Below are 11,758 nucleotides of genomic sequence, written 5' to 3' on the forward strand. Positions count from 1 at the left end.
AGTAGACTCTTAAAAAAATTGAAATACTAAAAATTGAGCTTAATGTGCTGCGAGTTAAGATCAACTTTACTCGATAAGTTTTTGCAATTCATCGCGCATTGTCACACTAATCAGGCTTTCAAGGCTGGTACCACAAGGTAGTGTGAGTGTAGGTGTAATCTCTGCTAGCGGTATGAGTACAAAACTGCGTTGTTTCATGCCGTAATGCGGCACAGTGAGTCGAGGGACACTGATATTTTGTTGGCCATAAAGCAGTAAATCTAAATCCAGTGTACGTGGTCCCCAATGTTGCAACCTCACTCGGCCTTGCTGTTGCTCGATAGCTTGTAATGCGTCGAGTAAGTCAATTGGCTGCAATGTGGTTTTAAAGCCAGCTACAGCATTGACGTAGTCAGGCTGTACCACGTCACCCATAGGTTTTGAGTGGTAATAGCTCGACACTTGCAATGAATCGTCAACTGCGATCGCGCAAAGTGCAGCAACCGCAGCGTCGAGTTGCTGTGTCGGATTAGCTAAATTTGCCCCTAAAGCGACATAGACTTGGATTGTTGCCATGGCTACTCAGCAGCGGGTTTCGTTTTTGCAGCCGGTTTACGGCGACGCTTACGTTGTGGTGCATTTCGGTTTCGGCTGTTACCCGTTTTACTGCCACTTTTAGCAATATTACCGCGCTCTGTTTCATCGGCTTCTACAAAGCTTTTCCACCAATCAGCAATTTTTGCAATATTGCCCGTTTCAACTTCGCCACGAAGTAATAATAAATCGTAAGCGGCTCTGAATTTAGCATGCTCGAGCATTTTAAAGGCGCGAGTTCCTTGGCTGCGTTCTAAACGAAGTTGTAACTGCCAAATGTCTTTAGCTGGTGTACTAAATCGACGTGGAATACTAATGGTGCGACATTGTTGTTCCATGACATCACCCATGGCAGCAACATGAGCATCGTAATGACTTAAACCGCTTTCTATAGCGATATCATCAGCGCGTTGCTTTAGTGGGTACCACAAAATGGCTGCGTAGAAAAATGCCGGTGTGACGGGTTTGTCTTGATTAACACGTGAGTCGGTGCTGCTCATTACGGCTTGCAGCATTTTGGCCGCATGACCTTTAGGTGATTCGTTTATTAATGCACTCACTTGTGGGAAAAGCGGCTCAAACAAACCAAATTGTTGCATCATGTGATAGTTGGCTTCAGCTTTGCCTGCAAAAAAGAGTTTTAAGACTTCTTCATACATGCGCGCGGCAGGAATATCACTAAGTAGTGGTGCTAACTCTTTTATTGGCTTAGCTGTGATTTCATCGATTTGCATGTCGAGTTTGGTTGCAAATCGAACCGCCCGAAGCATGCGCACTGGGTCTTCGCGGTAACGTGTTTCAGGATCGCCAATCAGTTTGATCGTGCGCGCATTAAGATCGTTAATACCTCCGCCATAACTGCGGATAGAGTAGTCGCTAATGTCGTAATATAATGCATTGATGGTGAAATCGCGGCGTTCGGCGTCTTCGTCTATTTCGCCATAGACGTTGTCACGTAATAAACGGCCTTCGGCATTCGACTTTGATATTTTATCGTCAGTTTCACCATGGTGGCCGCGAAAGGTGGCGACTTCGATAACATCGCGACCAAACACTATGTGGGCAAGCCTGAAGCGACGGCCAACTAACCGGCAATTACGAAAAAGCTTTTTGATATCTTCAGGGGTGGCATTGGTTACGACGTCAAAATCTTTGGGCTGTAAACCCAGTAAAATGTCACGCACACCGCCGCCAACCAAATAGGCTTTGTAACCTGATTTGTTAAGACGATAAAGCACCTTTAGCGCATTTTCACTTATTTGGCGACGTGAGATAGAGTGACCATCTCTGGAGATGATATCCAGGCGTAAGCCATCTTCTTGAAGGGGCGCTTCAAGGGCTGGAGCTACTTTGTTGTCTTCAAATAGCTGTTTACAGAATTGGCTGATACGGCGAAAAATAATACACCTCGTGATACTAGAATAAATTGATTAAAAATCTGGCGGGTATAATACATTAAATGTGAGGCAATGAGTATATCTGCAAAGTGGCTAAAAGCCCTTAATGCCCCCGTTTAATTGCATTTATTTGTTAAGTTGCCACGTTTGACCTTTTTAGTACGATTTCTTTTTGTTTAGGGATCCCTGGCAAGCTAAATTGTGCCACCGCTTGTTGCAGCATAATGTCTACTGAGTCGAGGTCAACCGTGGGTTGGCCTAAAAATGAGAGCGCGGCGTTTATGCTCGTTTGTGGCTGCTTTGTATCAATAGCGGGTGCATGATTTTGTTTTGATAATTTAAAGCCTATTTCTGCACAGGCTAAGGGTAAATGTAACCAGGCTGGTGTATTAAACCCTAACTGTTTGAATAAACTGATTTGACGGCAGCTTGCTTCTAATAAGTCACACCCTCTAACCACCTCTGTAATGCCTTGAAAAGCATCATCTAGTACTACCGCCAGTTGATAAGCGTATAAATTATCGCTGCGTTTAATGATAAAATCTTCGGTTGCAAAATGGCTATCTACAGTCACGTTGCCTTGCAGTAAGTCGGTGAAGCTTTCGACTTTTGCCTGGTTACGAATACGGATAGCTCCTTGGGTTAGCCGAGGGTAGCATTGGCCGCAACGGCCGTCGTAGACGCCACCCATAGCTTGAATAATTTTGCGGGTGCATTGGCAAAAGTAGGCTTGGTCATGGTGGATTAACTGCTCGATTTGCTCTTGATAGGCATCATAACGCTGGTGTTGATATAAAACTGTGCCATGCCAGTGCAAACCATAAGCGTCAAGTGTGCGCAGTATGTTATCGCTTGCACCTGTTACTTCGCGAGGTGGATCAATATCTTCAATACGAACTAACCATTGACCCTGTTGACTGTGCGCTCGAAGGTAACTGCCTAACGCAGCGATTAGAGAACCAAAGTGTAACGGCCCTGACGGTGATGGCGCAAAACGGCCAATGTATTGAGAATTGCTCATAGCGGTGAATTTTTTAGTCGCTAAATTAGCACAGACGCTATCCAGATGAATAACACGCTACTATGTTGTGGTTTTTACATGCAAGAAAACATAAGGGCGAGAACATCTCGCCCAATCGGATAACGGGTTAACCCGCCATCTGTTTTTCTTTGATTTCAGCAAGAGTCTTACAATCGATACATTGATCGGCTGTAGGGCGAGCTTCAAGACGACGGATGCCGATTTCAACACCGCAAGAATCACAGAAGCCGAAATCGTCTTCTTCAATTTTCTGTAATGTCTTTTCAATCTTCTTGATCAGTTTACGTTCTCTATCACGAGCACGTAATTCTAAGCTGAATTCTTCTTCTTGTGCTGCACGGTCTACAGGATCAGGAAAGTTTGCAGCTTCGTCTTGCATGTGAGTTAACGTACGGTCGACTTCTTCACGCAATTGGTTACGCCATGCTTCGAGGATCCGTTTGAAGTGACCTCTTTGCTTGCTATTCATGTACTCTTCACCAGCTGACTCCTGGTAAGGATCTACACCAGCAATAGCGAGTACGCCAAGTTTTTTAGTGCCTTCAGGCATAACGCATCTCCTGTCATCTTTTGCGTTTTAAGGGCGTCTTAATTCACGGCCGCTATGTCTTATTTTTACGGCCGCTATCTATACCAGAAACTCTATAGCTAGGCAAATTATTTACTGAGTATTTAAGTGTTTTTATTTATAACATCACTTTACAGGGCTCTATTATATGAGCTCCCTGTGGTGAAAGTGCTGTTTTATAAGCTAACACTTCAACTCCCCTCATAACGGCTTGTTCAAGTAAGTCTGCGTAGTGTGGATCGATATGTCGCGCGGGTTTTACTGACGTTATGCCACTGTGCTGTACCACAAACAATAATACGGCTCGGTGACCCTGTGTGACCATGTGGATTAGTTCTCGTAGATGCTTTTGTCCCCGCGTTGTGACGGCATCTGGAAAATAACCCACTTGGTTTTCTAATAAGGTACAACTTTTCACTTCAATATAGCACTGTGGACGCTCTTGACTCGTGAGCAAGATATCGATTCTACTATTTTCATCGCCATATTTTACTTCACGCTTGAGAGTGTCATATCCTTGCAGTTCAGTAATAATATGCTGATTGATGGCCTCTTCAGCTAGCGCGTTAGCGCGTCCAGTATTGATACCAATCAAATGTTGTTGATCGGTTTGCATTAATTCCCATGTGTGTGGGTACTTTCGTTTGGGATTATCTGAGGTTGAAAACCAGACCTGCTGCCCAGGAAATAGGCAGTTTTTCATCGAGCCAGTGTTGGGGCAATGAATCGTTATTACCTGTCCATCAGGCAGTGCCACATCGGCTAAAAAGCGTTTATAACGTTTTAACAGAACACCGGTTTCAAGTTTGGGATCAAATTGCATGTGTATCAATCTGTCATGGGTTTATTTACAACAATGCTAACAAATTTTAGCTTGGTTTATCGATTATGTTTTGTCTACACTACTGCCATTAGCTTGTATGAAGGCTAGGGTATTTTCGCCATTTGGCGTACAACAAGGAATCATTATGGATATTATGACGGTAACGCTCACCACTGAAGCTCCTGCAGCCCATTGGGGCAAGGCTGATGTGACGTATCAAGGTGCTCAAACTTTGATTCACTTATCTGGTACAGACGAGTTGCGCCAGATCCAAATGGCGGCAAGAAAAATCCGCAATCAAGGTGTCAATGCTGTGCAGTTAGCCGGTGATTTATGGAGCGTTCATTCTCAGTGGGCATTTGCCCAAGGTTTTGCAACTGCAAAAGCGGGATATGAAGTCCGCTGGTGTGGCAGTGATGCTGATCAAGCAACCTTAACTCAACGTGCTGAAGCGGCCCAATTTGCTCGTAAGCTCATTAACGATACCCCTGAAGATCTGTCACCAGTTGGGTTAGCTACACAAGCTGCTGACTGGTTGAAAAACATTGGTGGCGACAAGGTGAGTTTTACCATTGTTGAAGGCCAAGAATTATTAGAAAAAAAATGGGTTGGTATTCATGCCGTAGGTCGCGGTAGTGAGCGTCCACCTGCATTGCTTGAACTAGATTTTAATCCACTTGCGGCTGACGCGCCTGTTTCTGTTGCCTTAGTTGGTAAAGGGATTACCTTTGACTCTGGTGGCTATAGCTTAAAGTCATCTGAAGGTATGCTCACCATGAAGTGCGATATGGGCGGCGCAGCAACGGTGACTGCAGCATTAGGTTTAGCGATGAAAGCGGGCTTAAATAAGCGAGTAAAACTGTTTTTATGCTGTGCTGAAAACCTAGTCAGTGGCAGAGCGTTTAAGCTAGGTGATATTTTATCTTACAAAAATGGCACTACGGTAGAAATCGTCAATACCGACGCAGAAGGCCGTTTAGTGTTAGCTGATGGGCTGCAAGCTGCATCTGACACAGGGGCGCCATTAATTATTGATGCTGCAACTCTTACTGGCGCAGCGGTAATGGCGGTAGGTTCAAATTACAATGCGATTTTTTCGCCACAAACGGCCACTTTGCAACTGGCTCAAAAATGCGCCGCTGCAGTATCTGAAAATGTATGGCCTTTACCGTTAGACCCTTGGCACAAAGACATGTGTCCGTCGGCTTATGCAGACACAGCAAATAGCCGTCCTGTTAAAGGTGGTGGCGCGGGTGGTGCATCAAATGCTGCGGGCTTTTTATGGCGCTTTGTGTCACCTCAAGCTAATTGGTTGCATGTTGATTTAGCCGCTGCGTTTGAGTCATCTGCGTCGGCGCTTTGGGCAGCAGGGGCTACCACTCACGGTGTGCTTACTATTGCTGAGTTATTAAAAGACTAGTCGATAATGTATCGGCTTAAATGTAGCCGCTAATAATGAGTCTTCATTGTTAGCGGCTTTTTTATCAGGCTTATGCAATCAAATTTTAGGGGCGATCGAATGGAATTGTTACTCTAACAACCCATACTGCTGAGTATTTAATAAAGAGTACTGCCAGTATTGACTGACTAACAAGGTTTTTGGTGCTAAATACTATTTGTTGGCCTACGTCGCAATATGAACAAATTGGTTATGTTAATTTAAACGCTGGAAAAAACGCCTTTTTAAACAGTCTTTTGTCTGTCTAACTGCGACACTCGTTTACGATAAGAAGACTAGAGCCTGTGAATTTGCCTTGTTAGAAAACAAATGACAAGGTTGAAAGTAGGTCGTGGTTAACGTATTGATTTGTAAGTTATCAATGCATCTCTTAACCAGATTTAAGGTTATTGGGCTACACTGGTTCTATTATGCTTGAATTACCGTGATTGACTTGCTGACAAACTGATAAATTGTGATTTTGAGTTCGCTAAGACTTTATCAACTGGTCCGATCTACTGAAGTTAAAAATTAGGGTTAATGTGTAATTTGAGCTTTTTTCTGAGGTTGCTCTCGGGTGTTAACAGTGCGTCAACCCCATATAATACCGCATATGTTTATGCTGATGAGTGGGTTTATTACTCACAAAGAGCAAATACATTTCGATGAGAGTAAATGTACATTAGCTATAACTTAATTAGTGGCGGGTTGAAACCCTAACCTGAATAGATTATTAATACAGCATGATATAAATAAATGTCGTTTATTATTTGTTGTCAAACTACACTTAATTTATGAGCTGTTTTTGCCATAATGAATTTTGAGTTACCAATGCCCACCACACCTAAAATGTGGTGAGTGAATATAGCGAAAACGTCATGATGTTTTATCCCTATGCAAATTGAATTGCAATCCTTTATTGAGTTGATGAATGGCAGATAGCACACAACAACTACTGAAAAGTGTTTTTACAAATGGACCTATTGAAGGGAATAATACTTCGGTATTAGCGCTGCTCAATCGGGCTCTTGAAATTGTCTGTAATCGACTCGAATGCAGTGGTGCATTTATTTTGACGAGTCAGTTTGACAATTTGTTTGCTCCAGACAGTGACATCATCGACACCACTGAACAGCAATGTGCTTGTCATTTTGCTGCATCATCTGATGTTGGCGAGCGATTTAATCAAGCTGTCAGCCGTCATCAAAAGCTCTGTAAATCTTTGCTGGAAAACACTCAGGCTATTGGTTATTGCGCAGAAGATGATAATCAAGCTCTATTCGAGTCGGCGCCGTTATTAGTACCTTTATTACAAACATTTTTATCATTAGACATCGACTGTCAACATCTTGCACTTAGCCCTGTGTTACAAGTGGGTAATGTCAAAGTGATATTAGGTGCCTTGTGTATTAACGATCAGCAAAACACTACAGACCAACGCCCCCCATGTGACGCCGTCCATACATTGCTTGATGACACAGCTTATGAATTAGCGTCAGCGTTGGAGCTAAGGCGATTAGCTGTTGTGCTTGATAATAAAGACAAGCAATACCAAGAGCTGTTTCAGTTGTTGCCACTGGCGTGTGCGTTAATTGACTTACACAATGTGGTTGTGCTGCAAAATGACATTTGGCAAAGTATTTTACCCATAAAACCGGGCGATAATTTATTTGATGTATTGCGTGAGGAAGACCACCCTTTGCTCAATGATACCTTGCATATCGTTCGCGAAGGTATTTTGCGTCAAGCCTGGTGTGAAGTTCCTTTGCGCAATGGTGCTAAAAATCATTGGTATAAGTTTAGTTTTTGTCACGCGTTGAACCGCCAGCAACAATTATTGCTCATGATTGAAGATGTCACCGAGCGTTACCGTTTAGCGGATGAGCTTTCATTTCATTCTCATTTTGACGTGTTAACAGGTCTACCTAATCGAGTGCAATTTGAGAACATGCTCGACAACCTGTTAAACGATGAAGATCATATTCCTGCCTGTATTGCCTTTCTCGATCTCGATCAATTTCAAGTTGTTAACGATCTTAGCGGTCATCAAGCTGGCGATCAATTATTGCAACAAGTCGCTGTACGTTTAAAACAGTTACTGCGTAAAGGCGATATTGTGGCTCGGCTTGGTGGTGATGAATTTGGATTGTTAATGCATTACTCTGACAAGTCTTCCGCGCAGCAAGTGGCTAAACGAATTTGCCAACAATTGTTTGGTCATGAGTTTGTGTGGAAAGGCATTAAACATAATGTCAGTGCCAGTATTGGTATTGCTCAAGTTGATTATGCCGATGGTGATATTTATGGCGTAATGAGTAAAGCCGATGCCGCTTGTCAGTTAGCAAAAGAAGATGGTCGCAATCGCTGGCATTTTTATAATCCTGACGACCCGCAAATGCACATTATGTATAACCAGATGTTAGCCTCTGTCGACATTGCAGGCGCATTAGCCCTAAATCAGTTTGAGTTATTTTACCAATTGATTGAACCACTTAATAAACAAGAAAGTGGTATTCATATGGAGATTTTACTGCGCATGGTGCAAAGCGATGGCACTTATGTCTCTCCTGGCGTGTTTTTGCCTGCAGCAGAACGATACAATTTAGCTCCGCGAGTGGACAGTTGGGTGATAGATAACTTGCTAAAATGGGGCGGAGAAAACCTAGCGATTTGGCAGCAATTGTCTATGGTGTCTGTAAACTTATCAGCAATGTCGCTCGCTGATCAAAAGTTTATGAGTTGGCTTGAGATGCGCCTGATGGTTGAGCCAGAACTGGTAGATAAGTTATGTTTTGAAATCACAGAAACCGCTGCAGTTAGTCAGCTAGAACAAGCCACAGGACTGATAGATTTACTTAAACCTTTTGGTTGTAAATTGGCTCTAGATGACTTCGGCTCAGGCTTTTCAAGTTTTGCATATCTCAAATGTCTTGATGTCGACTATGTTAAAATTGATGGTCAGTTTGTGGTCAATCTTTGCAGTAATCGAAATGACAAAGCGATTGTTTCGGCTATTTGCCAGCTAGGCAAAGACATGCATTTTGAGGTGATAGCTGAATTTGTTGAAAATACAGACATTGGCGAATATTTGAGAAACATAGGTGTAGATTACGCTCAAGGCTACGCCATTAATAAACCCACTCGACTCACTGAACTTGACAACGGACTCCGTCAGCCCTGGTTAACTGATGCTGTTAGCGTTGTTAGTGCAGAAGAGAGAAAAGCACTTGGCATGACACACCGCTAGGTGCTGATACCTATGTAAGCGTTATTAGTATAAAATATGCCATAAAATATCAGCCACAGTAAAAGCCGTTGACCATATCTGACACAGCTAAATCTAACACCTCAATCCCATTGCATTCGCTTGGTTTGACCGCATTGCCCATTGATGAGGTGTTAGGTGACATCCGCAGCGCTTTCAATGCGCATTCGCAAATCATTCTTGAAGCGCCAACGGGCGCAGGTAAATCCACTGCGTTGCCCTTAGCCATGTTAGCCTGGCCTGAAATTAACGGCAAAATCATCATGCTGGAGCCAAGACGAGTTGCAGCGCGTAATGTGGCGCAATTTATTGCTAAGCAGTTAGGCCAAGCGGTTGGTCAAAATGTGGGTTATCGAGTTCGTGGCGACACAAAAGTGAGTAAACATACTCGACTTGAAATTGTTACCGAAGGCATTTTAACTCGGATGATCCAGCACGATCCTGAGCTGACTGGGGTTGATGTGATCATTTTTGACGAGATCCATGAACGTCATTTACCTACCGATCTTGGCCTTGCTCTCGCGCTTGAGGTGCAACAATCATTACGAGATGACTTAACCATTGTTGCCATGTCTGCAACCTTGTCTGGCTTGCCACTGAGCAACTTAATGCCAAGTGCAAAGCATGTTAGTAGTCAAGGTCGTAGTTTTGAGGTTCAACATCAATACCAACCTTGCCCGACGCAGCAACCTTGGTTGGTTCACATGGCAAAAGTGATAAATGACACGGTTAATGACACCAGCTTAACGGAATACCAACTCGGCAGTGTTTTAGCATTTTTACCCGGTAAAGGTGAAATCAATAAGCTTGCTCGCATGCTCACTGAGCGCTTAGATCCAACATGGCTTATTTGCCCTTTATATGGCGATTTAAGTCCAGCAGAGCAAGATAGGGCCATTGGGTTAACCGAACCCGGTAAGCGTAAAATTGTACTGGCGACCAACGTGGCTGAGTCCAGTTTAACCATTGAAGGGATAACGATTGTTATCGACAGTGGTTATCGCCGTGAAGCCAGTTTTAACCCTAAAACCGGTGTGACGCGTTTAGGGCTTAAACGCATTAGTCAGGCATCTGCCGTGCAGCGAAGTGGCCGTGCAGGGCGGTTAGCGCCGGGTTATTGCGTGCGCTTATGGAGCCAAGAAGAGCATGGGCGTTTGCGTAAGATTGACGAGCCAGAAATTAGCCTCAGTGAGCTCACCGCTATGGCACTGGATTGCGCCAGTTGGGGCGTAAAATCACTTAATGAATTATCGTTACTTACAGCCCCGCCAGCCATTCATGAACAAGTTGCTTGGCAGTTACTTGAGCAACTTGCATTGGTTGACAGTCAGCGAAAGTTAACTTCGCTCGGGCATGATGCGTATGCGCTTGGTTGTCACCCTCGTTTGGCTCATATGTTGCTTAAGGCTAAACAGCTCGCCAATGAGCAATCTCAGCCGCAACTGTGCGTATTAGCCTGTATATTGGCTGGGATTATTGAAGCGCGATCATTGCCTAAAAAAGGCGCCGACATCCATCATTACTTAACCGAAGCTTTGCATGGGCAGATTAAGCAGCAAGTGGGTCAATGGCAACAAGCGTTAGGGATTTCAGGGCAATTACAAGATGCGATACGCCAGGCTTCCACCCGTGATATCAGTTATTTGTTAGCACTCGCTTACCCCGATCGTATTGCCAAAGCACGTGGGCAAGATGGCTTTTTACTCAGTAACGGTACAGGTGTGGTGATTGCCGCAGATGACAGCCTTGCCCACGAGCCTTGGTTAGTGGTTGCTGACTTTCAAGAAACTCAAGGCCGTAATGCCGGACAAGTGTATTTAGCCGCTCGGTTAGATGAGCGGTTATTTGATGATGAGTTAAGTGATCTTGTCACCCACAAGGTGCAAGGTGGTTGGGATGACGCCAAAGGGCGATTTTTTGCCGAAAAACACACTAAAATTGGCCAGATTATTATTAAAGTTGATACGGGCATTGCGCCGCAACGTGCTGACATTACGGCTGCATTACTCGAGCAGGTTCGTGCAAAAGGGTTAACAATCCTTAATCGTGATGATGCTTTAATCCAGTTACAATACCGCGTCGAATTAGCGCGTTTTTATGCGCCAGAACATGATTGGCCCTGTTTGACTGATACCCATTTAATGGCCACCTTAGCTGATTGGTTGGCACCATATATTGAGCAAATTAACTCGCTAGCCGCTTTAGCTAAAGTTGATGCTTATGGGTTAGTGAAAAACCGTTTAAGTTGGCAACAACAAAGCTTACTTGATCAATTAGTGCCAACACATTGGCCTATGGCAACCGGTACCAAAGCACCAATAAAATACCAAATGCCGCTCGACACCAATGGTGATTTTTACCATAGCGTTGCTGAACCAGGTCGAGCTTTATTAAGTGTGCGTTTACAAGAAGCATTAGGTTTAGCGCAAAGCCCAAGTATATTGCAGGGGAAAATGACGGTAACGATGGAGTTATTGTCACCAGCGCACAGGCCGTTGGCTGTTACAGCAGATCTGGCCAGTTTTTGGCAGGGGCCGTATGTCGAAGTGAAAAAAGAAATGCGTGGTCGTTATCCTCGGCATTTATGGCCCGACGACCCAGTAAACACCGTAGCGACCAAATTTACTAAAAAGAAAACGCCCGGTTTATAAA

The 11,758-nt window shown here is 44.0% G+C and carries 8 protein-coding genes; 3 read left to right on the forward strand and 5 right to left on the reverse strand.

Annotation, left to right across the window (positions count from 1 at the left end):
- Window positions 1–66: 66 nt before the first annotated feature.
- From folK to sfsA, 5 genes are all read right to left on the reverse strand, one after another.
- On the reverse strand, window positions 67–555 hold the full coding sequence (folK, locus tag K8B83_RS05935) for a 2-amino-4-hydroxy-6-hydroxymethyldihydropteridine diphosphokinase (RefSeq protein ID WP_188737866.1): 489 nt from the start codon (window positions 553–555) through the stop codon (window positions 67–69).
- A 2-nt stretch (window positions 556–557) separates the two neighbouring features.
- Window positions 558–1,868, reverse strand: a complete 1,311-nt coding sequence (locus tag K8B83_RS05940) for a polynucleotide adenylyltransferase PcnB (protein ID WP_223420008.1) — start codon at window positions 1,866–1,868, stop codon at window positions 558–560.
- A 235-nt stretch (window positions 1,869–2,103) separates the two neighbouring features.
- Window positions 2,104–2,991 carry a tRNA glutamyl-Q(34) synthetase GluQRS gene (gene gluQRS, locus K8B83_RS05945; protein WP_188737864.1) on the reverse strand — a complete coding sequence of 296 codons (888 nt, stop codon included), beginning with the start codon at window positions 2,989–2,991 and terminating at the stop codon, window positions 2,104–2,106.
- A gap of 127 nt (window positions 2,992–3,118) precedes the next feature.
- A complete protein-coding gene (gene dksA, locus K8B83_RS05950; RefSeq protein ID WP_188737863.1) occupies window positions 3,119–3,562 on the reverse strand; it encodes an RNA polymerase-binding protein DksA in 444 nt (147 codons plus the stop codon).
- A gap of 136 nt (window positions 3,563–3,698) precedes the next feature.
- A complete protein-coding gene (gene sfsA, locus K8B83_RS05955) occupies window positions 3,699–4,403 on the reverse strand; it encodes a DNA/RNA nuclease SfsA (RefSeq protein WP_188737861.1) in 705 nt (234 codons plus the stop codon).
- A 145-nt stretch (window positions 4,404–4,548) separates the two neighbouring features.
- Here sfsA and pepB point away from each other — a divergent pair, with 145 nt between their 5' ends.
- The 3 genes from pepB to hrpB all read left to right on the forward strand — a co-directional run bounded on the left by pepB (window position 4,549) and on the right by hrpB (window position 11,757).
- Window positions 4,549–5,823 carry an aminopeptidase PepB gene (gene pepB / locus K8B83_RS05960; RefSeq protein WP_188737859.1) on the forward strand — a complete coding sequence of 425 codons (1,275 nt, stop codon included), beginning with the start codon at window positions 4,549–4,551 and terminating at the stop codon, window positions 5,821–5,823.
- A gap of 949 nt (window positions 5,824–6,772) precedes the next feature.
- The gene (locus K8B83_RS05965; protein ID WP_188737857.1) at window positions 6,773–9,088 is read left to right on the forward strand and encodes a putative bifunctional diguanylate cyclase/phosphodiesterase; all 2,316 of its coding nucleotides are present in this window, start codon (window positions 6,773–6,775) and stop codon (window positions 9,086–9,088) included.
- Window positions 9,089–9,213: 125 nt separating this feature from the next.
- Complete coding sequence (gene hrpB / locus K8B83_RS05970) at window positions 9,214–11,757, forward strand: ATP-dependent helicase HrpB (protein ID WP_188737886.1); 2,544 nt, start codon at window positions 9,214–9,216, stop codon at window positions 11,755–11,757.
- Window position 11,758 lies beyond the last annotated feature (1 nt).

The organism is Shewanella inventionis (assembly GCF_019931735.1).
Taxonomy (GTDB): Bacteria; Pseudomonadota; Gammaproteobacteria; order Enterobacterales; family Shewanellaceae; genus Shewanella; species Shewanella inventionis.

Coding starts and splice junctions, on each gene's coding strand:
- folK (WP_188737866.1), bottom strand. CDS start 555: ATGGCAACAATCCAAGTCTATGTCGCTTTAGGGGCAAATTTAGCTAAT.
- pepB (WP_188737859.1), top strand. CDS start 4,549: ATGGATATTATGACGGTAACGCTCACCACTGAAGCTCCTGCAGCCCAT.
- dksA (WP_188737863.1), bottom strand. CDS start 3,562: ATGCCTGAAGGCACTAAAAAACTTGGCGTACTCGCTATTGCTGGTGTA.
- sfsA (WP_188737861.1), bottom strand. CDS start 4,403: ATGCAATTTGATCCCAAACTTGAAACCGGTGTTCTGTTAAAACGTTAT.
- gluQRS (WP_188737864.1), bottom strand. CDS start 2,991: ATGAGCAATTCTCAATACATTGGCCGTTTTGCGCCATCACCGTCAGGG.
- K8B83_RS05965 (WP_188737857.1), top strand. CDS start 6,773: ATGGCAGATAGCACACAACAACTACTGAAAAGTGTTTTTACAAATGGA.